Annotated in this window: 27 protein-coding genes; 14 read left to right on the top strand and 13 right to left on the bottom strand. The window is 71.4% G+C overall.

Features of this window, described 5'->3' with window-relative positions:
* The first annotated feature begins 57 nt into the window (after positions 1-57).
* The 3 genes from KFLA_RS01665 to KFLA_RS01675 all read left to right on the top strand — a co-directional run bounded on the left by KFLA_RS01665 (position 58) and on the right by KFLA_RS01675 (position 2,047).
* Positions 58-603 carry a SigE family RNA polymerase sigma factor gene (locus tag KFLA_RS01665; RefSeq protein ID WP_012918016.1) on the top strand — a complete coding sequence of 182 codons (546 nt, stop codon included), beginning with the start codon at positions 58-60 and terminating at the stop codon, positions 601-603.
* Entirely contained in the window at positions 600-1,310 is a 711-nt protein-coding gene (locus tag KFLA_RS01670; protein WP_012918017.1) for a hypothetical protein, read from the top strand. The genes KFLA_RS01665 and KFLA_RS01670 overlap by 4 nt, the downstream gene beginning before the upstream one ends.
* Before the next feature lie 68 nt (positions 1,311-1,378).
* Positions 1,379-2,047, top strand: a complete 669-nt coding sequence (locus KFLA_RS01675) for a hypothetical protein (RefSeq protein WP_012918018.1) — start codon at positions 1,379-1,381, stop codon at positions 2,045-2,047.
* Between the two features lie 52 nt (positions 2,048-2,099).
* Here KFLA_RS01675 and KFLA_RS01680 read toward each other — a convergent pair whose 3' ends face one another.
* Complete coding sequence (locus tag KFLA_RS01680) at positions 2,100-3,317, bottom strand: hypothetical protein (protein ID WP_012918019.1); 1,218 nt, start codon at positions 3,315-3,317, stop codon at positions 2,100-2,102.
* Positions 3,318-3,503: 186 nt separating this feature from the next.
* Between KFLA_RS01680 and KFLA_RS01685 the strand changes: the two genes are divergently transcribed.
* Positions 3,504-4,022: a SigE family RNA polymerase sigma factor gene (locus KFLA_RS01685; protein ID WP_012918020.1), complete on the top strand. Its 519-nt coding sequence runs from the start codon at positions 3,504-3,506 to the stop codon at positions 4,020-4,022.
* Positions 4,019-4,753, top strand: a complete 735-nt coding sequence (locus KFLA_RS01690; RefSeq protein WP_012918021.1) for a hypothetical protein — start codon at positions 4,019-4,021, stop codon at positions 4,751-4,753. Before KFLA_RS01685 ends, KFLA_RS01690 begins: the two co-directional genes overlap by 4 nt.
* A 93-nt stretch (positions 4,754-4,846) precedes the next feature.
* On the opposite strand, the gene KFLA_RS01695 is transcribed toward KFLA_RS01690, so the two are convergent.
* Positions 4,847-5,368: a DinB family protein gene (locus tag KFLA_RS01695; RefSeq protein ID WP_012918022.1), complete on the bottom strand. Its 522-nt coding sequence runs from the start codon at positions 5,366-5,368 to the stop codon at positions 4,847-4,849.
* A complete protein-coding gene (locus tag KFLA_RS01700) occupies positions 5,369-6,163 on the bottom strand; it encodes a helix-turn-helix transcriptional regulator (protein ID WP_148256527.1) in 795 nt (264 codons plus the stop codon). It lies immediately after the preceding gene.
* Between the two features lie 112 nt (positions 6,164-6,275).
* On the opposite strand from KFLA_RS01700, the gene KFLA_RS01705 reads away from it, so the two are divergent.
* The gene (locus KFLA_RS01705) at positions 6,276-6,698 is read left to right on the top strand and encodes a nuclear transport factor 2 family protein (protein ID WP_012918024.1); all 423 of its coding nucleotides are present in this window, start codon (positions 6,276-6,278) and stop codon (positions 6,696-6,698) included.
* Positions 6,699-6,832: 134 nt separating this feature from the next.
* On the opposite strand, the gene KFLA_RS01710 is transcribed toward KFLA_RS01705, so the two are convergent.
* Positions 6,833-7,735 carry an aminoglycoside phosphotransferase family protein gene (locus tag KFLA_RS01710; protein WP_012918025.1) on the bottom strand — a complete coding sequence of 301 codons (903 nt, stop codon included), beginning with the start codon at positions 7,733-7,735 and terminating at the stop codon, positions 6,833-6,835.
* Between the two features lie 144 nt (positions 7,736-7,879).
* Here KFLA_RS01710 and KFLA_RS01715 point away from each other — a divergent pair, with 144 nt between their 5' ends.
* Positions 7,880-8,662: a class I SAM-dependent methyltransferase gene (locus KFLA_RS01715; protein WP_012918026.1), complete on the top strand. Its 783-nt coding sequence runs from the start codon at positions 7,880-7,882 to the stop codon at positions 8,660-8,662.
* Here the strand turns inward: KFLA_RS01715 and KFLA_RS01720 are convergent.
* Positions 8,651-9,139, bottom strand: a complete 489-nt coding sequence (locus tag KFLA_RS01720; protein WP_012918027.1) for a hypothetical protein — start codon at positions 9,137-9,139, stop codon at positions 8,651-8,653. The two genes, KFLA_RS01715 and KFLA_RS01720, sit on opposite strands and share 12 nt — an antisense overlap.
* A gap of 340 nt (positions 9,140-9,479) precedes the next feature.
* On the opposite strand from KFLA_RS01720, the gene KFLA_RS39255 reads away from it, so the two are divergent.
* Positions 9,480-9,611: a hypothetical protein gene (locus KFLA_RS39255; protein WP_012918028.1), complete on the top strand. Its 132-nt coding sequence runs from the start codon at positions 9,480-9,482 to the stop codon at positions 9,609-9,611.
* On the top strand, positions 9,604-10,368 hold the full coding sequence (locus KFLA_RS01725; RefSeq protein WP_012918029.1) for a hypothetical protein: 765 nt from the start codon (positions 9,604-9,606) through the stop codon (positions 10,366-10,368). Before KFLA_RS39255 ends, KFLA_RS01725 begins: the two co-directional genes overlap by 8 nt.
* A gap of 193 nt (positions 10,369-10,561) precedes the next feature.
* Here KFLA_RS01725 and KFLA_RS01730 read toward each other — a convergent pair whose 3' ends face one another.
* The 3 genes from KFLA_RS01730 to KFLA_RS01740 all read right to left on the bottom strand — a co-directional run bounded on the left by KFLA_RS01730 (position 10,562) and on the right by KFLA_RS01740 (position 12,922).
* A complete protein-coding gene (locus KFLA_RS01730; RefSeq protein ID WP_012918030.1) occupies positions 10,562-10,873 on the bottom strand; it encodes a hypothetical protein in 312 nt (103 codons plus the stop codon).
* Positions 10,870-11,058 carry a hypothetical protein gene (locus tag KFLA_RS01735; protein WP_012918031.1) on the bottom strand — a complete coding sequence of 63 codons (189 nt, stop codon included), beginning with the start codon at positions 11,056-11,058 and terminating at the stop codon, positions 10,870-10,872. Before KFLA_RS01735 ends, KFLA_RS01730 begins: the two co-directional genes overlap by 4 nt.
* 466 nt (positions 11,059-11,524) lie before the next feature.
* The gene (locus KFLA_RS01740) at positions 11,525-12,922 is read right to left on the bottom strand and encodes an MFS transporter (RefSeq protein WP_012918032.1); all 1,398 of its coding nucleotides are present in this window, start codon (positions 12,920-12,922) and stop codon (positions 11,525-11,527) included.
* Positions 12,923-12,991: 69 nt separating this feature from the next.
* On the opposite strand from KFLA_RS01740, the gene KFLA_RS01745 reads away from it, so the two are divergent.
* Positions 12,992-13,411 (top strand): winged helix-turn-helix transcriptional regulator, encoded by a 420-nt coding sequence (locus tag KFLA_RS01745; protein ID WP_012918033.1) that lies wholly within the window; start codon positions 12,992-12,994, stop codon positions 13,409-13,411.
* Between the two features lie 21 nt (positions 13,412-13,432).
* Here the strand turns inward: KFLA_RS01745 and KFLA_RS36355 are convergent, their stop codons facing one another.
* Positions 13,433-14,683 carry an ankyrin repeat domain-containing protein gene (locus KFLA_RS36355; RefSeq protein WP_237706685.1) on the bottom strand — a complete coding sequence of 417 codons (1,251 nt, stop codon included), beginning with the start codon at positions 14,681-14,683 and terminating at the stop codon, positions 13,433-13,435.
* A 17-nt stretch (positions 14,684-14,700) separates the two neighbouring features.
* On the bottom strand, positions 14,701-15,669 hold the full coding sequence (locus KFLA_RS01755; RefSeq protein WP_012918035.1) for an SMP-30/gluconolactonase/LRE family protein: 969 nt from the start codon (positions 15,667-15,669) through the stop codon (positions 14,701-14,703).
* A gap of 198 nt (positions 15,670-15,867) precedes the next feature.
* On the opposite strand from KFLA_RS01755, the gene KFLA_RS01760 reads away from it, so the two are divergent.
* Positions 15,868-17,067, top strand: a complete 1,200-nt coding sequence (locus KFLA_RS01760; RefSeq protein WP_148256528.1) for a sensor histidine kinase — start codon at positions 15,868-15,870, stop codon at positions 17,065-17,067.
* Complete coding sequence (locus KFLA_RS01765) at positions 17,064-17,696, top strand: response regulator (RefSeq protein ID WP_012918037.1); 633 nt, start codon at positions 17,064-17,066, stop codon at positions 17,694-17,696. The genes KFLA_RS01760 and KFLA_RS01765 overlap by 4 nt, the downstream gene beginning before the upstream one ends.
* 94 nt (positions 17,697-17,790) lie before the next feature.
* On the opposite strand, the gene KFLA_RS01770 is transcribed toward KFLA_RS01765, so the two are convergent.
* Complete coding sequence (locus tag KFLA_RS01770; protein ID WP_012918038.1) at positions 17,791-19,005, bottom strand: MFS transporter; 1,215 nt, start codon at positions 19,003-19,005, stop codon at positions 17,791-17,793.
* Positions 19,006-19,071: 66 nt separating this feature from the next.
* On the opposite strand from KFLA_RS01770, the gene KFLA_RS37010 reads away from it, so the two are divergent.
* Both KFLA_RS37010 and KFLA_RS01780 read left to right on the top strand, forming a co-directional pair.
* Positions 19,072-19,770 (top strand): helix-turn-helix domain-containing protein, encoded by a 699-nt coding sequence (locus KFLA_RS37010; protein ID WP_012918039.1) that lies wholly within the window; start codon positions 19,072-19,074, stop codon positions 19,768-19,770.
* 463 nt (positions 19,771-20,233) lie between these two features.
* Positions 20,234-21,010, top strand: a complete 777-nt coding sequence (locus tag KFLA_RS01780) for a GNAT family N-acetyltransferase (RefSeq protein WP_012918040.1) — start codon at positions 20,234-20,236, stop codon at positions 21,008-21,010.
* A 334-nt stretch (positions 21,011-21,344) separates the two neighbouring features.
* On the opposite strand, the gene KFLA_RS01790 is transcribed toward KFLA_RS01780, so the two are convergent.
* Positions 21,345-21,926, bottom strand: a complete 582-nt coding sequence (locus tag KFLA_RS01790) for a DUF6058 family natural product biosynthesis protein (RefSeq protein ID WP_012918041.1) — start codon at positions 21,924-21,926, stop codon at positions 21,345-21,347.
* A 193-nt stretch (positions 21,927-22,119) separates the two neighbouring features.
* Entirely contained in the window at positions 22,120-24,567 is a 2,448-nt protein-coding gene (locus KFLA_RS01795; RefSeq protein ID WP_012918042.1) for a Tex family protein, read from the bottom strand.
* Positions 24,568-24,771: the final 204 nt, after the last annotated feature.

Here is a 24,771-nt window from a genome sequence, read left to right on the forward strand (position 1 = left end):
CCGGCAGAACCTCCCGCCGCCCGGCGGCGTCTTGAGCGGTGGAAGGACGGAGAGGGTATGGGGCGGAGCGAGCGACGGGACGAGGACTTCACGGCCTTCGTGCTGGCCAGGTCCGCGCGGCTGGTGCACATCGCGCGGATGCTCTGCGGCGACCCCGAGCTCGCCGAGGACCTGGTCCAGACCGCGCTGGAGAAGGCCTACCTGCGCTGGGACCGGATCGAGCTGGGCGACCCGTTCAGCTACGTCCGGCAGGCGGTGGTCAACCAGCACATCTCCTGGGCCCGGCGCCGGCTCTGGCGGGAGCGTCCGAGCGGTCACGCCGCCGAGCTGGACCAGCACCTCGAGCAGCGGCTCGGCGGTGGGGCTCCGGACCAGGCCGCGAACGTCGACCGCCGGCTGGCGATCGCGGCCGCGCTGGCGACGCTGACCGCGCGGGAACGGGCCGTCGTCGTGCTCCGGTACGTCGAGGACCTGTCCGAGGCCCAGACGGCGTCGATCCTCGGGGTCGCGGTCGGCACGGTGAAGAGCGCCGCCAGCCGCGCCCTGCAGAAGCTGCGCGCCGCCCCGCACCTGAGCGGCAGCTACGTAGGAGAACGGACATGAACGACGACGAGCTGATCACCCTGCTGCGCTCCGCCCCGGAACCGGCCGGCCCGCTCGATCCGAGCAAGGTCATCGCGGGCGCCTACCGACGGCGCCGGCTGCGGGTCGCCGCCGGCGGGGTCGTCGCCTGCGCCGCGGTGGTCGCTGTGGCCGCGACCGGCGTGGTGCTCGGCGGCGGACCCGCGCGCGAGCTCCCGATCGCGCCACCGGTCGCCAGTACGCCGTCCCCGGTGCTCACGCCGTCCGCCCGGTACACCTTCCGCAATACCGAGCGCCCGATCGCCACAGTGCCCGTCACCGGCGAGGCGCCGATCGCCGGACACCTGTTCTTCGCGACCCGCGGCACCCGCTGGGCGGTGATCAGCCGAGCCCCGGGCGCATCGCCGTACGAGCCGTTCGGGTGGCGCAAGACCGTGGGCAACCCGAACCTCGCCGATGCGCGGCAGCCCGGCGTCCAGAGCGTCGGAGCGGTCCAGACTTCGGTGTTCCGGGGTGAGCGGGTCAGCACGGTCGTCTACACCCGCGGCAGCGAAGCCTGGTACGGGCAGGTGAACCGGCTGGCGGGCATTCCGGGCTGGATCGCGGTCTGGGCCGACCTGAAGGCCGCGTCGCAGGCACCCGGCGAACGGGTCTCGGTGTTCGCGTACTCCGCCGACGGGACGCTGCTGGCTCGGTACGGCGACGCTCCGGAGCCTTTGCTGCGGTGAAGAACCTGGCGACGTCGGTTCGCGTCTTCAGCCCGAGACAGCATCACCGATTGTTGTGGAGGACATCAATGCGCAGAAGGAGCAACCGTATCCAGCTGCTCACCACCGGCGTCGCGGCGGCGGCCGTGGCCGGAGTGGCGATCGCCGCGACCGCGTTCACCGGGGGAACCGGCGGGACCGCCGCGGCGGACACCCAGGTCGCGGCAGCCGGCAGCGCGGCGGCCGTCGCCGCGGCACCCTCAAAGAAGGAGTCAAAGGCAACTAAGTACACGTTCCAGAACAAGCGGCCGGCGGTGGGAACGCTGGCGCCGGGACAGCAGGTGAAGCTGGGCCACCACCTCTCCTTCACCACCCGGGGCACCCGGTGGGCCGTGATCAGCCGGGTGCCGGGCGAACCGCAGTACGAGCCGTTCGGCTGGCGCCGGACGGTCGGCAACACGAACCTCGGCGACGGCCGCGCGCTCGGGCTGCAGAGCGTCGGTCCGGTGCACAGCTCGGTGTTCCGCAACGAGCGCGTCAGCACGGTCGTGTACACGCTCGGCGGCAAGGCCTGGTACGCCAAGGTGTACCGGCTGGCCGGGATCCCTGGGTGGGTGCAGTCCTCGGTGGTGATGAGCGGGGCCAAGCAGCCCCGTCCCGACGCGAAGGGGCCGGGGGTCTCGGTGTTCGCGTACGACGCCGGCGGCCGGCTGCTCGGACGGTTCGGAAACGCTGTGGGCGATCCGCTGAACGGCTGAGCCGGACCCGCGTCCGGAGAGTCCCGCCCGAGGCTCTCCGGACGCGGTCGGCTCAGCAGGCGCCGAAGGTGCCGGCGCTGATCCAGGCCTTCGCCACGTACATCCCGGTGTGCACCCGCAACCAGACGTTCGAGGTGCCCTGCGAACCGCTGACGCTCTGGCCGGTGGTCTGGCACTCGACCGGCACCTGCGCGGCCTTGCCCGCCATCCCGACGATCGCGCCGGTGGAGCTGGGCGTGCTGCGTACGTTCAGGTACCCGGAGCTGATCGAGACCGTTCCGCGCCCGCCGTCACCGGTCCACAGGTAGGTCACGTCCACCCAGGCGTTGTTGCTGAGGGCAAGCGCATCCCAGAAGGTGCCGTCGGCCAGGTCGATGCCGGCCGGGTTGGCGACCGTACGGCCGAACTGGTCCTTGCCGCCGTTGTACCCGGTCTGGTACGCCGCCTGCGCCTGCGGCCGGCCCTGCGGCAGGTCCTTCCACATCTCCCGGATCGAGCTCGGGTTCCAGTAGTCGTCCTTGGTGTTCCACGGGCCGACGTCCCAGACCGGCTCGAACGCGCACCGGATCGTGCCGGCGGTCGTGCAGACCTTGACCGAGTAGTTGCCCGAGCCGTTGTTCGCCAGCCCGCGCCGGGACGGCAGGGCGACGAAGTGGTCGCGGTTGACGATCACGTGGCCGTTGGCCGTCGTACCGCCGACGAGTCCTTCGCGGGTGGCGAAGACGCGCGACTTGAGCGGCGCGGCCTGGATCGTCATTGCGCTGGGCGACGCCTGGTCGGTCGGCTGGACCCGGACGTCGCTCACCCACGGGCTGCCGCCTTGTGGCGGAGCGCTGACGATGATGCGCAGCTGGACGAGATCGCTCGCGCCGGGCAGCGCGGTCGGCGTACCGGCCTTGGCGGGAGTCCACTCGGACCACCTGTCCTTGACCAGGGCCCGAACGTCGACCTCGGCGGTCGACCGGTCCGGCGTACCGGTGGTGTAGTCGACCACGACGGCGGACGTGGGGGCCGGGAAGCGGACCGGATCGAGGTTGGCGATGCCGGACCGCTGCCTGATCTCGGCGGAACCGGTGGTGGCGGCGGCGTCGCCGAGCACGATCCGGCGACCGTCGGCGCGCACGTTGGTGGAGCCTTCGGCCGGTCGGGCGGCGACCGTGACCGGGTCGGTGCCGGCCGCGGTGCTGGGCAGCACCGTGGCGGTGAGTGGTACGGCGGCCAGGGCGGCGGCGACGCAGAGTGCGGCCGCGGACCTGCGGGTGATACGCATGGCGGTACCTCCGGGGCGGTGAGGACGCTGTCACCGGGTGCGACACCCGGCGCACCTAATGTGACAAACAAACTGCGCTCTTGTATAGCGCGTGAATTAATTTCTTCGCTTGATCTGGTGACCGAACAGAACCGGATCGGTGACCCAGCGGGTTTGGACCGGTGTGACAGAGGCAGAGGAGAAGCGATGAGCCGGGCCGGCGACGCCGACTTCGAGCGGTTCGTGCGGGCCCAGTCGACGCCGTTGCTGCGGTTCGCGGAGATGCTCTGCGGCGACCGGCACACCGCCGAGGACCTGGTCCAGCAGGCGTTGATGCGGTCGTACCCGAAGTGGCACCGGCTGGACGGTGACCGGCTGCGCTACGTCCGCCGGGTGCTGGTCAACCGGTTCCTCTCCCAGGCCCGCCGGCGCTGGTCCAACGAGGTGCCGAGCGACCCGGTCGACAACGGCTGGGACGACCGGGCGGTCGCGGACTTCGCCGCCGAGGTGCAGACCCGCGAGGCCGTGCTCGCCGCGCTGGCCGGGCTCACCGTGCGGGAACGGGCGGTGGTCGCGCTGCGGTACTCCCAGGACCTCTCCGAGGCCGAGACCGCGGACCTGCTCGGGATGGCGCCCGGCACGGTGAAGAGCACCGCGTCCCGCGCGCTGGCGAAGCTGCGTCTGGCACCCGATCTGATCGAAACCCCAGTGGGAGGAACAAGATGAGCGACGAGCAGCGGGTGCGCAGCGCGCTCGAGTACGACCTCGACCCGTGGCAGCCCGACCCGGCCGACCTGATGCGCCGGGGGCGGCGGTTCGCCTGGATCCGGCGCGGACTCGCCGCCGTGGGAGTGGCCGGGCTCGCCGGCACGGTCGCGACGGTGTCCGCGGCGGTCGGTGGACCGACCGAGGTCCGCAACCTGCTGGCCGGCGGCGGCAAGCCGTCGGTACCGGTCGCCCTGCCGACCGGTACGCCGACCCCGATCCCGTCCGTGGACCGCACCTGTCGGCCGCAGGTGCCCACGGTCACCGCTGAGGTCTCGGCGTCGGTCAAGGTCCCCGCCGAACTGCCGAAGGGCAAGCCATCCTTGCCGACCGCCAACCCGACTGCCGCGCCGCTTCCCGGCAAGCCGACGCGGCTGCCGGTCCCGACTGCCAAACCGTCGGTGCCGACCGCGAAGCCACCGGTGCCGCCGTGCGTGACCGAGCACGTGCCGACGCTCCCGCCGGCGACCGTGCCGACGACCAAGCCGTCCGCGCCCGGAAAGCCTTCGGTGCCGAAGCCGACGCTGCCCGGCAAGCCGACGCTGCCGCCGTTGCCGACCGCCAAGCCGACGCTGCCCGGCAAGCCCACGCTGCCGCCGTTGCCGACCGCGAAGCCGACGCTGCCGACGGCCCTGCCGAGCCTGCCCTCCCTGCCCACCCAGCGGCCCACCGTGCTGCCGACCCACCGGTAGCCCTTCCCCCACGCCGGTCGGCCCGGCCACAGCTGGTAACACCGAGACCAGCTGCGGCCGGGTTGCGCTGGGCAAGCAATCCGGCGGGTGGGCCTACTCGCCGGTGACGCCGTCGGCCAGTTCCCGGACGACGTCCAGCTGACCGGTGTGGCGGGCGTACTCCTGCAGAACGTGGAACAGGATCCACCCCAGCGTCGGCTTCACGTCGTCGGCGCCGAACCGCCCACCCTCGGCAGCGACCGTCGCGAGGACCTCACCGGACCCGTCGCCGTCCACCCCGCTGACGATCTTTCGGGTCCGTTCGCCACCGGACCGGAGCTCCGCGAGCAGATTGGGCAAGGTGTCGTCGCCGTCGAGCCCCCAGCGACCGTCCGGACCGTTGTCACCCCACGGCTCGTCGACGTCCTCCGCCAGGAAGCCCCAGCGCAACCACCGCCGCTCGACGAACACGAGGTGCTTCAGCAGCTCCAACGGCGTCCACCCCGACGGCAGCCGGCTGCTGCGCAGCTCTTCCTCGCTGAGCCCCGTGAGCTTGCGCTCCACGGTCTCCCGGTAGAAGTCCAGCCACGCCAGGTGCAGTTCCACGGCGTCACCAAGTCGCTGGTCAGGCGGCATTCACAACTCCTTCAGGTAGTCGGCCGTTGCCTCGTCGGCCGGAAAGAACTGCTCGATCATCAACTCCGACACGGTCACGTCCAACGGCGTGCCGAACGTCGCGATCGTGGTCAGCAGCGACAGCTCCCGGTCCCCGCGCCGCAGCTTCATCGGTACGACGACCTCCGCCGTCACCGGCAACTCCGCCCGCTCCCCGTCGGCGCCGTACCCGCGCAGCTCGTCGTACAGGTCCTGGAGGTCGGGATCGGCGGTGCCGGTGACCTGGCGCTGCAAGCTGCTCAGCACGCTGACCCGGACCTCGGCGAGATTGCTGATCCGCGGCGCCAGGCCGTCCGGGTGCAGGGTGAGCCGGAGCGCGTTGATCGGAGCGGCGAGCAGTTCGGGCGCGACGTCCTCGGTGAACAGGGCGATGCCGGCGTTCGCCTCGACGACGTTCCACCAGCGGTCGACGACCAGCGCGGGGAACGGTTCGTGGGCCTTGAGCAACCGGCGCAGCGTCTCCCGGATCGCGAGCATCACCGGCGAGTGCAGCGACGCCTCGCTGTAGACCGGGGCGTACCCACCGGCGAGCAGCAGCTGGTTGCGGTCCCGCAGCGGTACGTCGAGGTGCTCGGCCAGCCGCAGCACCATCTCCCGGCTCGGCTTTGACCGGCCGGTCTCGACGAAGCTGACATGGCGGGTGGACACCTCGACCTGGTTGGCCAGGTCCAGTTGACTGAGCCGCCGCCGCTCGCGCCAGCTCCGCAACAACTCGCCCACCGGCCGCTGGAAAGTCTCCTCGGCGATCATCGTCATGCTCCGACGGTAGCCGTCCAGGTGATCACCACCATGACCTCCGAGGTCATCGCCGCCGTGCCCGGACCGGCGGCAAGCTTCCGGTCAACCAACGACTCGAGGAGAACCCGAGATGAGCACCGACTCCACCCCGGCCACCACCGCCCACGACCCGGCCGCCACCGGCGCCGAGGGCAACGCCGCCGCGCTGGCCGACCGCTACTTCGCCCTCTGGAACGAGACCGACAGCGACCGCCGGGCCACCGCGATCACGACCACCTGGGCTTCCGACGGCGCCTTCGTCGACCCCAGCTTCGAGGCCACCGGCCACCAGGAACTGAACGCCCTGATCGCCGGCGCCCAGCAGCTCTTCCCCGGCCACCGGTTCACCCGTACCGGCGAGATCGACCACCACCACAACCACCTCCGCTGGACGTGGGAGCTGGCCGCCGAGGGTCGGGCGCCGATCGCCGGCGGCACCGACATCGTCACGCTCACTCCCGCCGGCCAGATCCAGCAGGTCATCGGCTTCCTGGACTTCGCCCCGGCGCACTGAGCTCTCTGCGCGGCGGATCTCCACCACTCAGCAAGGCGCAGCAGTCGGACGCGGCACGCCGAAACCTCCGTCGGTCACGCCTGCCGACGGAGGTTGGGGAGTGGTGGCGATCCGCCTTTCGTCCTGCCGACACTTCAGGGCAGGAAGGCGTCGAGCAGGCGGTGGCAGCGGACAGGGTCTTCGGTGAGACCGGCGGTCAAGCCCCACAGCCAGTAGTCGACGGTCCTGAAGACGATCCAGTCCCGAGCGCGCCGACGGTCGAGGCCGGCTGCCCCGACGGCGGTCGCGAAGTGCTGCAGGATCTCCGCGTCGTCACCCATCTCGTCGAGCCGGGTCCAGAGGATGCGGGCGAGGTCGAACTCGACGTCGCCGCGCAGCAGGACTGGATCGACGACCAGCCAGGGTTCGCGCCGGCGGCCGGGGACCGCGTCGAGCGGCTGGATGTCGCGGAGTACTTGGTCCGCGTGCAGGTCACCGTCGACCGACGCCTGGGAATCCGTGACGGCGAGCGAACCGGCGACCCGGAGAGCGGCGATGAGGTAGCTCTCGTCGAACGGGCGGCCGAGGGCTTGCCAGTCGCGTTCGAGCTCGGCCGATCGCGTCGCGACGATGTCCGCGGTCGACAACGCGTCCGCGGGCGCCGGGACCGCCAGCCGCCGCATCAACCGTCCCAGGACCTGCATCGATTCCCCGACAGGCCGCTCGGCCAGCGACTCCCCGAGCCGCTCGAGCAGCATGGCGCCGCGGCCGGCGTCGGCGTCGTACAGGCGGACCGTTCCCCGCCCGTTCCACCACCGCAGGGCGCGGACCTGGGCTGCTACTTCATCGCCGGGCGGCGACATGCGCAGCGCCAGTTCAACCCCGTCGCGGACGACCGGCACCACCACCGCGTTGGAGCCGTGGGCAACCTCGCCGGTGATGCGCAACCCCCACCGCGCGCACTGCTCCTCCACCGCCCCAGGAAGCCCGGCCAGCCACTCGCCCCCTTCCTTCCACCACCGCGGCATCGCGAGAAAGCTCTCCGGCAGCTCGATCACCCCAGCACGCTAGCCGAACCCCGTACGCCGCGACGGTCCCCTCACACCTCCCACGAGCCTGCTCGCGTGCATCTGCTCATGCGTTTGCTCTCGCCGGGAGGCGGTGGGCGGGGTGATGATGAGGAGCACGTCGGAGGGATGGGGATGAGCAGTTTGAGGTTCGATCCGGAGGTGTCTCGACACATCGAGACCGTGTACACGACGCCGGACGTGGTCGAGCAGCGGCGGGTGGTGCGGATCGCCCTGGCGTTGCGGCCGGGGGACCGGGTGCTCGACGTCGGGGTCGGGCCGGGACTGCTGGCCGCGGAGATGGCGGCCGAGGTGGGGCCGGACGGGCGGGTGTGCGGGGTCGACGTCAGCGACAGCATGCTGGCGATCGCCGCGACCCGGGCGAAGGTGCCGGGTGGGCCGGAGGTCGAGTTGCACGCGGCGTCGGTGGACCGGCTGCCGTACGGCTCGGGCGACTTCGACGTCGTCGTCTCCACCCAGGTCTTCGAGTACGTCGACGACGTGGCGGGCGCGCTCGCCGAGGTCCGCCGCGTACTCCGCCCAGCGGGCCGGGTCGTGCTGCTGGACACCGACTGGGACTCGATCGTCTGGCGCTCGAGCGACGATGCGCGGATGCGGCGGGTGCTGACCGCCTTCGAGGAACACCTGCAGGACCCGCACCTGCCGCGCACGTTGGGCGACGCGCTCGCCAAGGCCGGCTTCACCCGGACCCACCTCCAGGTGATCCCGCTGCTCAACGCCGGCTTCGACTACCGGACCTACAGCGCCGGCCTGATCGACATCGTCTCCGCGTTCGTGCCCGGCCGGGCCGGCGTGACCGAGGCGGAGGCGCAGGCCTGGGCGGACGACCTGCGCAGCCAGGGCGACAGCTACTTCTTCAGCCTCAACCGCTACCTCTTCGTCGCCTCAGCCCTCTGACGGGAAGCCCCACAGCGCGGCCGTCGCGTCCTCGACCTGCGGATCCCGGATCCGCTGGAAGTTCCGCCCGCCCCGCGAGAACGTGTACGCCGTACCGGCGGGCACGTCCGTCTCGGCAAAGGCCCGCTCGAGCCACTCGCACGGCCGGACGTGCACGAGATCGGCCGCGGCGGCCGCAGGGGAGTCGTCGTAGCGCCAGGGACCGGTCAGCCGCCCGAGGTGGTAGAGCCCGTCCGGCTCCCGGGTCCAGACGAACGCCCCGTCGGGCACGTCCGCGAACCGCCGGAGACTCCGGCCCGCGCGCTCGTCGTACGTGCTGGTCAATCCCTCGACCGCGGCGTCCAGGTCGGGCGGTGGCGGGATCAGAGCGCCACCGAAGCCGCAGACACCCTCGGACAACGCACGGTCGACGGCCAGGCCGGCCGGGACCTCGTCGCGGCGGGAGCGCAGTGGCGCGCGGTACACCTGCGGACTCATGGCGGCTCCGAACTGTCACCGAGGGCGCGGTGGAGGGTGGCCGGGAGGCGGGCGCACCGTGGGATGCGCCCGCCGCCTTCGGTCGTTCTCCCGCCCCTCAGTGGGAGAACTCGCGGCTCGGTGAGCTCCACCCATGCCCGAATGGGGCCGACCGAACCGCGGGACACTCAACTCGTACCCCAGGCCGGGGTGGTCACACCCGCTCGCAAGCGAAAACTTTGCATTCCTCAAACGTCCGGCCGCCGGCGACCGTGGACGGATCGCGCCGCGGCTGCCTACCCTGGAGCGCGGTTCCGGGGCAGGGGAGGCCCCGGACGTGACGTGGGGGAGGGGTGGCACGATGGCGGACGTCTCCGAGGGGCTGGTCGGCGACGAGCTGACCGAGGACGAGCTGGACGAGCTGGAGGCACTCGGCGCCGCGGAGGACGCGGACCGGATCCTGGCCGCGGTCCGGGGTGAAGTAGATGCCTGAAGCAAGGATCACCTGGCGGGGCAAGCAGCTCAACCGGCGGACGGTGGCGATGCTGCAGGCGGCCGAGAAGCTGGCCGGGCGGCAGTTCAGGATCGTCCAGGGGTCGTACAACAAGGGTGGCGTGGCCGCGTCGGCTGGCACCCACGACGGCGGGGGTGCGGTCGACCTGGATGCGACCGGGCTGACCGCGGCGCAGCGCAAGGCGGTGGTGCTGGCGATGCGGCAGGTCGGCTTCGCCGCCTGGCTGCGGACGCCGGCCCAGGGCAACTGGCCGTACCACGTGCACGCGATCGCGGTCGGCGACAAGGACCTGTCTCGCGGCGCCGCGCACCAGGTCGCGGAGTACCGGCGGTGCAAGAACGGGCTGGCCGACCGTGGTCGCGACGACGGGCCTCCGGGCTACTACGGGATGACCTGGGAGATCCATCTCAAGCACCACCCGGTCACGGGCCCGGTGGCGCAGCCGCCGCCGAACACGAGCATCTCGCTGGGCGCGATGGCGTACGCGCGCGCCCACGACTCGATGAGCGGTGTCTGGGGCGCCGACCGGGCGCAGGTGCTGGCCTGGGCCGCGCACCCGAAGGTCGCCGCGATCGGCAGGCACGAGGTCAGGCCGCCGGCCGGGGTGCCGTGGCGGGTGCACTTCCAGCAGATGACCCGCAAGATCCAGCGGCGCTTCGGGCTGCCGGTGACCGGGGTGTTCGACGCCGGCACGGCCTCGGTGATGCGACGGTACGGCTACACGATCATCGCCTGACCGGCCGTCCGCCGTACCGCGGCCGGCTGCGGCGCGTTGATGGCCTGCAGCAACGACAAGGCCCCACCGGTAGCAGCCGGTGGGGCCTTGTGTGGTCCACTACCACCCGGGCGGACCCGGTGCAGCTGTGGAGGTTGGAGAGCGGAACCGGCGCCGATGCAGGGGTCAAGACGCCGGCTCCGCTTGTCTGGGGTTACCTCGCGCCCGCCGGCCAGACCTGGGCCTGGTGGAACTCGAGGTGCTGCATCGCCCCGCGCGATCCGACCGCGCCGAGGTGCTGCAGGGTGGGGACCACGACCGCGCGGACGTCGGACCGCTTCACCTCGTCCAGCAGCGCGTGGAACGCGGCGGACTCGGCGGCGTCCCGCTCGGTGTAGACCGTGCCGAGCGTGAACCCCTCGGCGCTGGCGAAGGCGACCAGGGAGTCGGTTGCGGCGGCCAGTTCCTCCGCGCAGCTGAGCGCGTCGGCGCGGACGTAGCCGAGCAGCGTCGGACGGGTGGTCATCGGACCGGACCGCTGGTGACGAGAGCCGGCTCGTTGGTGACCCGCAGCGAGGCGAACCGCCGCCGCATGGCCTCTTCGTACTGCGCGGCCTGGTCGGGGGTCGCGGTGTGGTCCGCGATCGGGTGAGCGCCGAACCAGACCCGCACGCGGCGCTGCTCTGCGGGGATCTCCAGCGACTCGGTCATGGGGGCGTTTCCTTCTGCTCTGCCGGCGCCGAGTGGGACGCTCGGCCGCCTGGGGACGGGTGAGGCACATCCACCGCGGGTCTCGAGCTGGTTGCCGACAGTGAGGACGACGGTGATCCAGCTCACGTGCTTCCGGGTGGTAAGGAAAGAACACCGCATAAAGCGGTGCGCCGGGAATAGGCCGCCGAGGACCTTTACAGAGGCCTTACGCCGGACTCCGCGGCAGCACCGAAACCGCTGGTCAGACCGCCTGGGACCGGTTCCGGACAAGCAGTGGCTTTCTACTGTCAAGAATGTTCCTGCGGATTTGCCGATAACGATCCGGAACGCCGCCGGCTATTCGGGCCTGGTCGAAATGTCGCACATCCTGGTAACTCTTCGCGATCGCGCGGGCACCCTTGGTCGAGTGAGTGCGCAGAGCCCGCGACCGGGCGAGGGTCGCGGGCTTCGCGCGGAAGGATTCCCTTCAGACCCGGGCCGTCCGCCGGGCCAGCTCGGGGGCTCCGGCGAGCAGTCCGAGGACCGCGGCCACCAGCGGCACGAGCAGCGCCGTCCGCAGGCCGGTGTGTGTCAGCTCGTCGAACGCGGCCAGCACGGCGGCCACCGCGGCCAGCCCCAGCGCGGACCCGAACTGGAACGACGTGGTCAGTACGCCGCTCGCCAGCCCCTGCTCCTCCTCGGCGACGCCGTTGGTCGCCGCGATCGTCAACGGGCCGTACGCGAGCGCAAAGGCCAGCCCGAGCAGCAGGAACGTCGGCAGCATCGCGAGGTAGGTCCGATCGGCGCCCAGCGGAAGGAACAGCGCGTACGCCGCCACGGCGACCGCGAAGCCACCGAGGATCACCCGGCCGACGCCGAAGCGGTTCACCAGCCACGGCGTGAGGGTGGGCGCGAGCACGGCGTCGATCCCCAGCACCATCAGGGCCAGGCCGGTCTCCAGCTCGGACCAGTGCCGCAGTTCCTGGAGGTAGAGCACGGCGATGAACTGGAAGCCGACGAAGGAGCCGACCAGCAGGATCGCGCCGAGATTCGCCCGGACGAGGGGCGCGTTGCGCAGGATTCCCAACCGGATCAGCGGTGCCGGGCTGCGGCGTTCGACCTGGACGAAGGCGGTGAGCAGGAGCAGTCCACCGGCCAAGGTGATCAGGGTCTGCCCCTTCGGCACGTCCGGGGCACGGACGACGGTGGCGACGAGCAGCAGCATCGCGGCGGTGAGGATCAGTGCGCCGGGGACGTCGAACCGGCGGGCGGTCCGTGGTGCGTCCTCGGCGCTCGTGGAGTCCTCACGGGGAAGCAGCACGAGCGCGGCGGGCAGCAGGACGGCGGCGAGCACCACCGGCGCGAAGAACACCCAGCGCCAGTCGATCGAGGTGAGCAGGCCGCCGACGACCATGCCGAGCGAGAAGCCGGCGGCCGCGATTCCGGCGTACACGAGCAGGGCCTTGGTGCGCTGCCGGCCCTCCGGGTAGCTGGTGGTGATGATCGACAGGCCGGCCGGCGTCATGAAGCCGGCCGCGACGCCGGTGATGAAGCGGGCCACGATCAGCATCCAGCCTTCGGTGGCCAGACCGCCGAGGCCAGAGAAGACCAGGAAGACCGTCAGCCAGCCGACGAACATCCGGCGCCGGCCGAGCAGGTCCGCAGCCCGGCCGCCGAGCAGCACGAAGCCGCCGTAGCCGAGCACGTACGCGCTGACCACCCACTGCAGTTCGCTGGTGGTCAGGCCGAGCTCCGCTCGGATGGACGGCAGCGCGACGCCCATCATCGAGATGTCGATGCCCTCCAGGAAGATCGCGCCGCAGAGCACGAGCAGAACGGCCCAGGCCCGCCCGGTGAGGCGGTCCGGGGCGTTGGTCGTAGACATAGCTGGTTCCTCGTCGTCAGGTCGGTTATCACTTGTAACTGAACCCATCGTGAGGAACCATCAAGGGTTATGGAAGAAGGCACTTCGAAGGAACCGAGTCACTCCTGCTGCACCGAGGACGCGTTCCAGTGGGACACCCGGGAGGACTGCGACGTCCGGCAGATCCTGGACCGGATCGGTGACAAGTGGTCGTTGCTGGTGATCGCGCTGCTCGACAACCGCACGATGCGCTTCACCGAGCTGAAGAAGACCATCGACGGCATCAGCCAGCGGATGCTCACCGTCACGCTGCGCCAGCTCGAGCGCGACGGCCTGGTCCGGCGTACCGTGCATCCGGTCGTGCCGCCGCGCGTCGACTACGAGCTCACCCCGCTCGGCGTGACCCTGCACGACACCATCCAGTCCCTGGTCAGCTGGACCGAGATCCACCAGTCGGAGATCGCCGCCGCCCGCGCTCACTACGACGCCCGCGATTCCGTCTCTTCCTGACGCCGCCCGCCATCGCCGGAGTCAGCGTGCGCCGGCGGCGCGCAGGATGGCGGCGAGCTGGTCGTGGCCGCGGGTGGTGGCGTGCCGCAGCGGGGTGACGCCGTCGCGGTCGGGCAGGGACGGATCGGCGCCGGCCGCCAGCAGGATGCGGACGATCTGCTGCCACCGTTCGGTGCCCTGGCCGAGGATCACCGCTTCCAGCAGCGCGGTCCAGCCGAGGTCGTTGACGTGGTTCACGTCGATACCGGTCCGGACCACGCGTCGGACGTAGTCCACGTGCCCCCGTTCGCTCGCCGGGATGACGGAGACGCCGCCGAAGCGGTTGCGCAGCTTGAGATCAGGCTTCGCCGGCAGCAGGGTCTCCAGCATCGCGACACTGCCGGTCACCCCGGTCACCAGCCAGGCCGAGTCCTGGCGTTCGTCCTGCGCGTCCGGATCCGCGCCGAGCCCGACCAGCAGGCGCGCCACGTCGACCCGATCGTGCAGCGACGCGAGCAGCAGGGCGGTACGGCCCTGCCCGTCCTTGTGTTCCAGCGGCGCTTTCGCGGCCAGTGCTGCCGCGACCCGGTTTGCGTCACCCGCCTCGGCTGCCGTCAGCAGCGCCGCAGCCGCCTCCGTACGACTCGGCGGCGCGGTGCTCAGTACTGCGACCGCTGCCGTCTGTCCGCGAGTCCGAGCTCCTTGCAGCGGGGTTGTCCCGTCCCGCTCGGCCGGACGGTGGCGGTCTGCTCCGGCAGCAACCAGCAGGCGCACAGTGTCGACGTACCGCGGACTGCCGTCACCGAGCAGGACTGCCTCGTGCAGCGCAGTCCAGCCGAGCCGGTTGACGTGGTCCACGGCAGTACCGGCGCGCAGCAACTGGGCGACCACTGCGGCATGCCCGCGCTCGGCGGCGCGGATCAGCGCAGTACCGCGGTAGCTGTCGAGGCGGCGGACGTCGGCTCCGTGCTGCAGGGTCAGCTCGAGCAGGTCCAGGTAGCCCTCGCTCGCGGCGATGAGGAAGGCGCTCTGCACGGTGTCGTCGACAGCGTTCACGTCGGCCCCGGCGGCGATCAACCGCCGGGCCGTGGCCACGTCGTTCTTCCAGGCGGCGGCGATCAGTTGCCGGTCCAGGCTGTCGGTGGTCGGCACGGGGGAGGTCCTCGCAGTTGGTGTTCGCATCGGCGTGGTGGTCGGGCTGGTCTGCGCGGCGGACGGCGTACTGGTTGGGGGCGAGGCGGCCTGCTGAGGCGAGCAGGCCGTGGCCGTCGTCACCAGGATGACGGCGGCCACGGCAGTCGCAGTACGGGTCATCGGCCCGGCGGAGTCAGCGCAACGACCTGGTACGGCGGCAGCCCGACCGGCTCGTCGAACTTGCTGTCCACGAGCAGCAGCCGTCCCTGCGCCAGCTTCGCGGTGGTGAACACGCGGTCCGGGTCGGTGGGAGTCGCAGCGACCAGGGTGGCGGTGCGTCCGTCGGCGGAGAGCCGCAGCGTGGTCAGGGTCCGGGAGAAGTTCCGCACCACCCACAGCAGGTCGCCCTGGCGCACCAGGCCGTCGGCGTTCACCAGGTCAGCGCCACCCGTGCCGACCGCCGAGACCGCGCCGGTCCGCAGGTCGAACCGCCACAGCTTGCCGACGTTGCCCTGGGCCACGACCAGCGCGCGGCGGTCCGCCGACACGACGATGCCGCCGAGGTTGAACCCGGCCTGCGTCGGGATCGTCCCGCTTGCGTCGGCCCAGGTGCGCACCGCCCAGCGGCCGTCCCGCTCGGCCACGCGGAACACCTGGGCTGCGTTCGAGTTGGTGAAGTACGCCGCGCCGTCCGGGCCGATGACCACGTCGTTCAGGAACGCGTTCGGTACGCCGGTACGCAGCGCGGCCAGCAGCCGGCCGGACCGGTCGTACACCCACAAGTCGGGTGCACCCGGGTGGTCGATGCCGTTCGGCCCGCCCGCGACGTACACCCGGCCGTGCGCGTCGACGGTGATGCCGCGCGCGGTCCACCGGCCGTCGGTGCCGTCGCCGGCCAGCCACTCGGCCGCGGCCGGGGACCGCAGCGACCCCCGGTGGATCTCGCCGCCGGTGGTCTCCGACACGTAGAACCGCTGCGTGCGGGCGTCGTACCCGATCCCCTCGTACTTCGACCCGCCCGCGCCGCTCACCACCGGGTCCCCGGGCAACTCGTAGCTTGCCGGGCGGGCAGAGGCCGTGGGCATCCCGGCGCCGAGCAGCACGGCGGACAGCGCCAGCGTCGCGGACAAGGAACGAACAGACATGAATACCTCGCATTTCGGGCGTGTCTTCCAATTCCCCGCCTGCTGCGCGGAATTGGGGACACGCCCCTGGTGTGCTGGACGGTCGACACGGTCCAGCCTGGTCCGCGGACGGCGGGCGCACGACGGGCGTTCGGGGACGATGAAGTAGCCGATCGGATGATTCGATCCGTCGGTCCGCGGGCCTACCATCGGCTCCAGATGACCACTTCACGCTCGCGTCCGACCGCACCGACCTGGGCCGCCGGGATTCTCGGCCGTGCCAACGGGCTCGTGACGCTGCTGCACGCGACCTTGGTCGTTCTCGTCGCGGCGTCCGCGGTGCGGTACCTGTCCGGGCACGGGTTCGGCGACCGGGCGCCCTGGGTGCTCGCCGGAGCCGCGACCCTGCTGGCGACGTACGCCGCGCACCGGGTGCTGCCCAGCCAGGTATGGCTCGCCCTGCTCATCGCGGTCTGGTTCGGCCTGGTCCTGCTGGCGCCGTCGTTCGCCTGGTGTGCTGTGCCGCTGTCCTTCGTGGCGCTGCGCGTGCTGCCGTTCCGGCCGGCCTGTGCGGTGGTCGCCGGCATGGTCGTGACCACGGTGGTCACCTGGACCCGGATGTCGGACCGGCTGGACCCGACGATCGTGCTCGGCCCGGTCTGCGTCGCAGTGCTCGCCGTCGGCGCGTACCGGGCGCTGGAGCGGGACGCGCTCGCCCGGCAGGCGCTGCTGGACGACCTGCACGCAGCTCAGGGTGACCTGGCCGACGCGCAGCACCGGGCCGGCGTACTGGCTGAGCGGACGCGGCTGTCGCGGGAGATCCACGACAGCGTCGCGCAGGGCCTGTCCAGCATCAACCTGCTGCTGCAGGCGGCCGACCGCGAGTGGGACAGCCGCCCGGCCGCGGCGCGCGAGCACGCGGCCCAGGCAGCGGCGACTGCCCGCGACGGCCTGGACGAAGTACGCCGGGTGGTCCGCGACCTCGCACCGGCGGAGCTCGCGTCGGGGCCGGGTGATCCGGCGTTGCCGGCCGTACTGCGGCAAACGTGCGAGCGGCTCGCTGCCCACAGTGCGGTGGAGATCCGCGTGCAGGTCCATGGAACGCCTGTACGCCTCGACCCGGAGATCGAGACCGCCCTGCTGCGCACTGCGCGGGGTGCGCTTGCGAACGTGCTCGAGCACGCCGCCGCAACCACCGCGGTGGTCACGCTCACCTACCAGCCGGACGCTGTCGCGCTCGACGTCCGTGACGACGGTCGCGGTCTGCCCGAGCGCCCGCCGCCTGCCGATCCGGACCGCGGCCGGGGACTGGCCGGCATCCGCAGCCGCCTCCGGGAACTCGGCGGCACGCTGGTCCTGGAGAGCGAGCCGGGGGAGGGTACTGCGCTCGCGGCCTCGGTTCCCTTGGAGCGCTCGTGATCCGGGTGGCGCTGGTCGACGACCATCCGGTGGTCCGGGCCGGGATGCGCGCGCTGGTCGACGGGCAGGACGACCTGACCGTGGTCGGTGAGGCGTCCGACGCGCACAGCGCCGAGCAACTCGTCGCGGCGGTCCGGCCGGACGTCGTCCTGATGGATCTCAACCTCGGTCGTGGTCCCGGCGGCGTCGAGGCCACCGCGCGGCTGCGGGCGCTGCCGGAGCCGCCGCAGGTGCTCGTGCTCACCACCTACGACACCGAGGCGGACATCATGAGCGCGATCGACGCCGGCGCCTCCGGGTACCTGCTGAAGGACGCGCCACCCGACGACCTGTTCCGCGCGATCCGCGGTACCGCCCGGGGCGAGGTGGTCCTGGCCCCGGCGGTCGCGGCCCGGCTGGTGAAGCGGGCCGGCTCTCCCGGGCCGGTGCTGACCGAACGCGAGGTGGAGATCCTCGGCCTGCTCGCCACCGGGCAGTCGAACCGCGAACTGGCCAAACGCCTCTTCGTCAGCGAGGCCACGGTGAAGTCGCACCTGTCGCACATCTACACCAAGCTCGGCGTCGACACCCGCGCCGCCGCCGTCGCCCGCGCGATCGAGCAGCACATCATCCGGCCGTCGGCCCAGTAGTTCGGTGGGTTCGGCGCGGTCGATGCCTACAGCAACTTCTGCTTCAGGTTGTCCACAGCTTTGTCCACTGCTTGGGGGTAACTCGTCGTTGCCGTCAGCGAGAGAAGCGTTCGGGCGCCGGCTTCCGGGTCAACTCGGCTGGATGCCCCGGTAGGACGAGAAGCGTGACCGGTGCGGCCAGTACGGCGACCGCGGCCAGCAGGTTGAGGGTCAGCGGCAGTCCGGCGACGAGGACAGCGGCCGGAGCGACGACGGCGCCGATCACCGTGGCCAAGGCATCCACGGCGAAGAAGAGCGCGCCGACCTGGGCCAGCATCGTGGGCCTGGTGACGCGCTGCACGGTGGTCTCGGTGGTGATGAGCAGGACGCTGCCCGGCAGTCCGATCAGCACAGCGGCGCCGATGGCCCAGGGGACATTCGGTGCGTTCGCCAAGGCGAAGAATGCGGCGGCGGTGGCGAGTTGGGTCGCGGCGATGAGCTCGCGGATGCCCAGCCAGGACAGGGCTTTCACGCTGACAGCGGCGCCGACCAGGTAGCCGACGCCGAGGCCGGAAATCAGGTAGCCGACGGTGTGGCCGGGAGCGTCGAGACGTTCTACGGTCAGGGGAACCAGAAGGGCTGTCAGGCCCGCGTTGGCCGTGAGAAAGATGCCGTTGCCGGTGAGAAGTCCTCGGAGCGGTCTGCTGCGCACGGCGTACCGCAGTCCTTCGAGGGGATGCAGGGCTTGCCGGAGCGCACGGTCCGGACGACGGCGAATCGCAGCAATGGTTGCTGCCGACAACAAGTAGCTGACGATGTCGACGGTCAGGACGAAGGTGATGCCGGGGCCGGCCAGCAGGAGGGCGCCGAGCGGCGGCGCGGCGAGTCTGTTCACGCTGCCGGTGAAGGCGGTCAGCGCGTTCGCCGCGGCCAGTTCGCGACCGGTGCCGACCACCGCCGGGAGCAGTGCTCGTGCCGCCGGGCGGAAGACGGTGCTCGCGACGTTCTCGACCAGGACGGCGAGGTAGATCAGCCAAAGCCGCTCCGGCCGATCCGCGAACAGGATCAGCCCGACCGCAGCGGCACTGACCAGATCGGCGATCCACATCGCGCGAGACAGGTCCCACCGGTCCAGCAGTACGCCGGCCCAGGGGCCAAGGAGCAGAGCCGGCAAGGCTTCGAGCGCGAGAGTCAGCCCGGTCGCGGCGGCAGACCCGGTCAGTTGGAAGACGTGCACGGGGACCGCGACCACCAGCAGCCAGGAACCGGCGCCGGAGACGGCATTGCTCGTCCACAGCAGCCGGAAGTCGCGGTTCGCCCAGACGCTCACCGGCTGGACAGTATCTCCACGGAAGAATCGTGGTCAATACTATTTTGTGAGGATAGTCTGAATCAGGTGGAACTAGGACCAGAGTTCAGAGCACGACGCAAAGCCGCGGGCCGCACGATCGCCTCGGTCGCGGTCGACGCCGGCCTGTCCGTGCCGTACATCGCCAACCTGGAGAACGGCCGCGGCAACCCAACCCTGGCAACCCTCGACCGCCTCGCCACCGCCCTCGGCACCCACCTCCGCGTCGAACTGGAGAACCTCCCCACCCACGCCGACACCACCAACCCTGACACCGCCCCCGCCACCGGCACCGGCACCAACGCTGCAGCCGACGCCTCCGGGGGCGGGGCGTACGCCGCCAACGCGCCAACCGTCGACGAGCCAAGCCACGCGGTCGCCGCGGCCAATAGGGCCAACGCGGACCGGGTGGGCGACGCGGCTACCGCGGGCGGCGCGGGCATTAGGGCCAACGCGGACCGGGTGGGCAACGCGGCTACCGCGGGCGGCGCGGGCAATGGCGCCAACGCCGCAGGCGCGGCCGTCGACGCTGCAAGCGCCGTCGACCCCTGCGCCGCGCTCCTGGCTGCCTCACCTCGTACCGCTCAGGTGATCGACCGCCTGGCCGTCGCGTCGAACCGCCCCCGCTCCGCGATCCAAGGCGATCTCCTGACCACCCTGCAAGCACTAGCCGTAATCCTCCCCACCACTCCTACCCCCACCGACCTCGACCGCCTGCTAGACCTCCTCCTGCTCTCCACCACCTAGCCCCGCTCGCCCACCTCAGCACCCGTCCACCTCGGCACCACCCGGCCCCAGCAAGCACTCCCTCGTGGGTTAACCCTTCAAGTGCAGGGTTGGCCCGCCGGAATGTCGTGGGCCAACCCTGCGTCTGGGTGGTTAACCCACCGGACGCGCGATGGCGCACGGGGGACGCGCTGCGGCATCCGTCCGTACGGCGTCAGGGGGCATGGCTCCGGCCGGGATGGCGGTCTTTCGGGGGTTAACCCTGCAAGTGCAGGGTTGGCCCGCCGGAATGTCGTGGGCCAACCCTGCATTTGGTCGGTTAACCCGCCAGATGCGCGACGGGGTGGCCGGGGACTGGCCTCGGCGTCAGCCAGTACGTGGCCTCGGGTCAGCCTGTACGTGGCCTCGGGTCAGCCCGTACGGCGCGGTGGGTGTCGGGACGGTGCGGGTGCTTGCCGGGTGGCGGCGCGGATAGGGTCGGGGGATGGGGATTGCCGCGCGGATTGCCTCCGCTCAGTTGCAAGGGCTGGTTCGGTCGCGCCGTCAGGTCGTCGCCGGGCCGCTGGTTGGGCTGCTGCACGACGAGGACGTCTGGTTCCTGTCCCGTGCGGTCGCCGCCGAACCGGGTGTGCCGTTCGACCCCGCGGAGGTGCCCTGGGCGCTGGAGACGATTCGCAAGGCGTTCGCCGCCGAGGGCAGGTGGTTGAGTGCGGAGCTGGTCGAGGAAGCGAACCCGGGGCTTGCCTACGTACTGGTCGAGCACGGGATGACGATCGTGTCGCGTCCGCCGCTGCTGGCGGTCGAGCCGGGTGATCTGCTGGTTCCGGAGTTTCCTGCCGGGGTGACTGCGGCGGTGGTGGCGTCGGCCGAGGAGCAGGAGGCGGCGAATGCGATCGCGGGCGACGCGTACGAAACGGACGACGTCGCGAGCCCGTTCCAGCCCGAGCCCGCCGACGGAGGCGCCGTACTGATCCGGATGGATGGCGTACCAGTGGCGACCGCGGCGTGGACCGCGATCGCGGATGGCGTGACCGAGGTGGCGGGCGTCGGGACGCTGCACTCCCATCGTCGGCAGGGTTTGGGCGCACTGGCGACCGCCTACGCGACCCAGCAGGCCTTTGAGGTCGGCGGCGCGACTCTCGCCTGGCTCACGCCCGGAGACGACGGCGCTGACCGCATTTATCGCCGCCTCGGCTACGAGCCGAAGGCCACCGCCGTGCACCTCGGCGACCCCGGCGGCCACCTGGCCGACCTCCGCTGACCCAGCCCGGTGTGGTCCGGAGGACGCCAGCCGGTCGCGACCTGCTCGGCCGGTACGTCGGGGCGGTCGTGAGCGCGCATCGATCCGCCGGCCGGACGCGGCCAAACCGCGGCCGCAACGTGATGGAGACGTCAACCGCCGCGTGCTCGCCGACCATCGGTCCGCGGCTGGAAGTCGAGTACGCCGTCCAGTTCGTCGAGCACCAGAGTGCGCACGATCGTGATGGCGAACTGCTGACGTCTGGTGGGCAGGCGAGCAAGCCGGTCGCAGGACAGGCTCAGTCAGCAGCGACGCCGCTCGCGGTCGCGGAGATCGCGGAGGTCGCTGGGCCAGCTCAGTTGGCGGTGACGCTGCTCGTTGTCGCGGAGACTGCGGAGGTCGCCGACCGGAAAGGCGTGATGTAGACGTCGCGGGAGACCGGGCCGCCGAAGCGGAGCCGGTCGTAGGCGGTGAACTCAGGCTCCAGTGCGTCCAGTTCGTCGACGAGTGACTTCAGTTCGGCCGGATCCGTGGCCGACTTGATCGCCTCGATCAACTGGCCCTTTCGCTGGATGGTCGCCGGGGTCACCGAGTGCAGACACACGTACTGACCGCTCAAGTACGCGCCCCACTCCTCGGTGCCCTCGGCCACATCCGCCCACTGAGCGACGAACCACGCGCGCAGATCCTCGGCCTGGTCGGCCAAGGCGAACAGGTCGGCCGGGACCATCTCGGCGCCGTCCGAGCGGAGGTAACCCGGCATCGGGAGCTTCTCCGCCAGCATCAGTCGCCGGACCTCGTCGGCGTCCCGGCCCTGCTCCGCGCACAGCTCGTCCAGGACCCGGAACTGCCTGGTCACGTAGGCGTCGTCCTCGGCGGTCATCGGGTGGTCGCCGTTGATCTCCAGATACCGCTGCCTGATCGCTTCTCGACTCATCGCCCCACGGTAAACCCGCGACGGTTCGGCACCGGCCGAACGATCGGGCAGCTTGAACCGCCGACCGGCTCCATCTCCACCTCGGGCCAGCGGCGACGAACTGGCGGCCAGGCCGTTCCGCAGGCGTTCCGGCGCGGCAGTACGACGCGGCGACGGTCCTGGCTGGAACAGGACCGTCGCCACGCCGGTGCGCTCAGCGGACGGTGAAGCCGGCCTTGCGGAAGGCGTCGGCGAGGGAACCCTCGTCCATCGGGGTGCCCTGCTTGGCGCCGCCGCGGCCGCCCTGACCACCCGGGCCGCGCCCGCCGCCCTGGCCACCGGGACCCCGACCGCCCTGGCCACCGGGACCGCGGCCCTGGCTGCCCGGTCCACGGCCGCCCGAACCACGTCCGCCGCCTTGACCCTGCCCCGCCGCGCCGCGGCTCTGGCCGCCGCCGGAACGGCCCGAGGTGGGGGCGCCGATCTCGTCGTCCAGCCGCAGCGTCAGCGAGATGCGCTGACGCGGGATGTCGACCTCGAGCACCTTCACCTTGACGATGTCACCGGGCTTGACCACCTCGCGCGGGTCCTTGACGTAGTTCTTCGACAGCGCCGACACGTGCGCCAGGCCGTCCTGGTGCACGCCGATGTCGATGAACGCGCCGAACGCGGCCACGTTGGTGACCTGGCCCTCCAGCCGCATGCCCGGCTTCAGGTCGGCGATCTTGTCGACGCCCTCGGCGAAGGTCGCGGTCTTGAACGCCGGCCGTGGGTCCCGGCCCGGCTTCTCCAGCTCGGCCAGGATGTCGGTGACGGTCGGCAGACCGAAGGTCTCGTCGACGAAGTCGGCCGCCTTGACCGACCGCAGCGCGGCGGTGTTGCCGATCAGGGACTTCAGGTCCGAGCCGGTCTTGTCCAGGATCCGTCGCACCACCGGGTACGCCTCCGGGTGCACGCTGGAGGAGTCCAGCGGGTCGTCGCCGCCGGGGATGCGCAGGAAGCCGGCCGCCTGCTCGAACGCCTTCGGGCCGAGCCGCGGCACCTCCTTGAGCGCCGTCCGGGTGGCGAACGGGCCGTTCTGGTCGCGGTGCTGGACGATGTTCTCGGCCAGGCCCGGGGTGATGCCGGAGACCCGGGTCAGCAGCGGCGCGGACGCCGTGTTCAGGTCGACGCCGACCGCGTTCACACAGTCCTCGACCACTGCGTCGAGCGAGCGGGACAGCGAGTTCTCCGGCAGGTCGTGCTGGTACTGCCCGACGCCGATCGACTTCGGGTCGATCTTCACCAGCTCGGCCAGCGGGTCCTGCAGCCGGCGGGCGATCGAGACCGCGCCGCGCAGCGAGACGTCCATGCCGGGCAGTTCCTGGGAGGCGAACGCGGACGCCGAGTACACCGACGCGCCGGCCTCGGACACCACGGCCTTGGTCAGCTTCAGCTCGGGGTGCTTGGCGATCAGCTCGGCGGCCAGCTTGTCGGTCTCCCGCGACGCCGTACCGTTGCCGATGGCAATCAGGTCGACCTGGTGCGCGGCGCAGAGCGCGGCCAGCTGGGCGATCGACTTGTCCCACTGGTTCTGCGGAACGTGCGGGTAGATGACGCCGGTGGCGACCACCTTGCCGGTCGCGTCGACGACGGCGACCTTGACGCCGGTCCGGAAGCCCGGGTCGAGGCCCATCGTGGCGCGCGTTCCGGCGGGCGCGGCCAGCAGCAGGTCGCGCAGGTTGGCCGCGAAGACCCGGACCGCCTCGTCCTCGGCGGTCTGCCGCAGCCGCATCCGCAGGTCGATGCCCAGGTGCACCAGGATCTTCGTCCGCCAGGCCCAGCGCACCGTCTCCACCAGCCACCGGTCGCCCGGGCGGCCCTGGTTCTCGATGCCGACCTTGCGGGCGATCGTGGTCTCGTACTCCGTCGGCCCGTCCACCTCGACGCCGGCCGGCAGCGGCTCGACGGTCAGCGAGAGCACGTCCTCCTTCTCGCCGCGGAACATCGCCAGGATCCGGTGCGACGGCATCTTGGTGAACGGCTCGTCGAAGTCGAAGTAGTCGGAGAACTTCGCGCCCTCGGTCTCCTTGCCCTCACGGACCTTGGAGGCCAGCCGGCCCTGGCTCCAGAGCCGCTCGCGCAGCTCGCCGATCAGATCGGCGTCCTCGGCGAACCGCTCGACCAGGATCGCCCGGGCGCCGTCCAGCGCGGCCTGCGGGTCGGCGACGCCGGCGTCGGGGTTCACGAAGACGGCGGCCGCGGCCAGCGGCTCGTACGACGGGTCGGCGAGCAGCCCGTCGGCGAGCGGCTCCAGCCCGGCCTCGCGGGCGATCATCGCCTTGGTCCGCCGCTTCGGCTTGAACGGCAGGTAGATGTCCTCCAGCCGCGACTTGGTCTCGGCGGCCAGGATCGAGGCCTTGAGCGCGTCGTCCAGCTTGCCCTGGCTCTCGATCGACTCGAGCACGGTCTGCCGGCGTTCCTCCAGCTCGCGCAGGTAGCGCAACCGCTCCTCGAGCGCGCGCAGCTGCGCGTCGTCGAGCTCTCCGGTGACCTCCTTGCGGTACCGCGCGATGAACGGGACCGTCGAGCCCTCGTCCAGCAGCCCGACGGCCGCCCGGACCTGCCCGACACCCACTTCCAGCTCGTCGGCGATCCGCTGCTCGATCGACTGCAAAACCACTGTGCCGTTCCCCTCTACGTCCAACAAACCGAGGCACCCTGCCGCCGATCGCCCGCGGCCTCGATGCTGCCCACATCCTTCACCATCGAGCCGACGAACGACGACTTCCACCCCTCACCCTGTGGACAACCGCCCCGCCGCTCGGCGTTCCGGTCGGGGTGGTTCTTGCCGTCTTCGTCGTTCCGGGCGAACTTCGGCGTCCGC

It is taken from the genome of Kribbella flavida DSM 17836 (assembly GCF_000024345.1).
GTDB lineage: Bacteria > Actinomycetota > Actinomycetes > Propionibacteriales > Kribbellaceae > Kribbella > Kribbella flavida.

Coding starts and splice junctions, on each gene's coding strand:
- KFLA_RS01665 (WP_012918016.1), top strand. CDS start 58: ATGGGGCGGAGCGAGCGACGGGACGAGGACTTCACGGCCTTCGTGCTG.
- KFLA_RS01670 (WP_012918017.1), top strand. CDS start 600: ATGAACGACGACGAGCTGATCACCCTGCTGCGCTCCGCCCCGGAACCG.
- KFLA_RS01675 (WP_012918018.1), top strand. CDS start 1,379: ATGCGCAGAAGGAGCAACCGTATCCAGCTGCTCACCACCGGCGTCGCG.
- KFLA_RS01680 (WP_012918019.1), bottom strand. CDS start 3,317: ATGCGTATCACCCGCAGGTCCGCGGCCGCACTCTGCGTCGCCGCCGCC.
- KFLA_RS01685 (WP_012918020.1), top strand. CDS start 3,504: ATGAGCCGGGCCGGCGACGCCGACTTCGAGCGGTTCGTGCGGGCCCAG.
- KFLA_RS01690 (WP_012918021.1), top strand. CDS start 4,019: ATGAGCGACGAGCAGCGGGTGCGCAGCGCGCTCGAGTACGACCTCGAC.
- KFLA_RS01695 (WP_012918022.1), bottom strand. CDS start 5,368: ATGCCGCCTGACCAGCGACTTGGTGACGCCGTGGAACTGCACCTGGCG.
- KFLA_RS01700 (WP_148256527.1), bottom strand. CDS start 6,163: ATGACGATGATCGCCGAGGAGACTTTCCAGCGGCCGGTGGGCGAGTTG.
- KFLA_RS01705 (WP_012918024.1), top strand. CDS start 6,276: ATGAGCACCGACTCCACCCCGGCCACCACCGCCCACGACCCGGCCGCC.
- KFLA_RS01715 (WP_012918026.1), top strand. CDS start 7,880: ATGAGCAGTTTGAGGTTCGATCCGGAGGTGTCTCGACACATCGAGACC.
- KFLA_RS01720 (WP_012918027.1), bottom strand. CDS start 9,139: ATGAGTCCGCAGGTGTACCGCGCGCCACTGCGCTCCCGCCGCGACGAG.
- KFLA_RS39255 (WP_012918028.1), top strand. CDS start 9,480: ATGGCGGACGTCTCCGAGGGGCTGGTCGGCGACGAGCTGACCGAGGAC.
- KFLA_RS01725 (WP_012918029.1), top strand. CDS start 9,604: ATGCCTGAAGCAAGGATCACCTGGCGGGGCAAGCAGCTCAACCGGCGG.
- KFLA_RS01730 (WP_012918030.1), bottom strand. CDS start 10,873: ATGACCACCCGTCCGACGCTGCTCGGCTACGTCCGCGCCGACGCGCTC.
- KFLA_RS01735 (WP_012918031.1), bottom strand. CDS start 11,058: ATGACCGAGTCGCTGGAGATCCCCGCAGAGCAGCGCCGCGTGCGGGTC.
- KFLA_RS01740 (WP_012918032.1), bottom strand. CDS start 12,922: ATGTCTACGACCAACGCCCCGGACCGCCTCACCGGGCGGGCCTGGGCC.
- KFLA_RS01745 (WP_012918033.1), top strand. CDS start 12,992: ATGGAAGAAGGCACTTCGAAGGAACCGAGTCACTCCTGCTGCACCGAG.
- KFLA_RS01755 (WP_012918035.1), bottom strand. CDS start 15,669: ATGTCTGTTCGTTCCTTGTCCGCGACGCTGGCGCTGTCCGCCGTGCTG.
- KFLA_RS01760 (WP_148256528.1), top strand. CDS start 15,868: ATGACCACTTCACGCTCGCGTCCGACCGCACCGACCTGGGCCGCCGGG.
- KFLA_RS01780 (WP_012918040.1), top strand. CDS start 20,234: ATGGGGATTGCCGCGCGGATTGCCTCCGCTCAGTTGCAAGGGCTGGTT.
- KFLA_RS01790 (WP_012918041.1), bottom strand. CDS start 21,926: ATGAGTCGAGAAGCGATCAGGCAGCGGTATCTGGAGATCAACGGCGAC.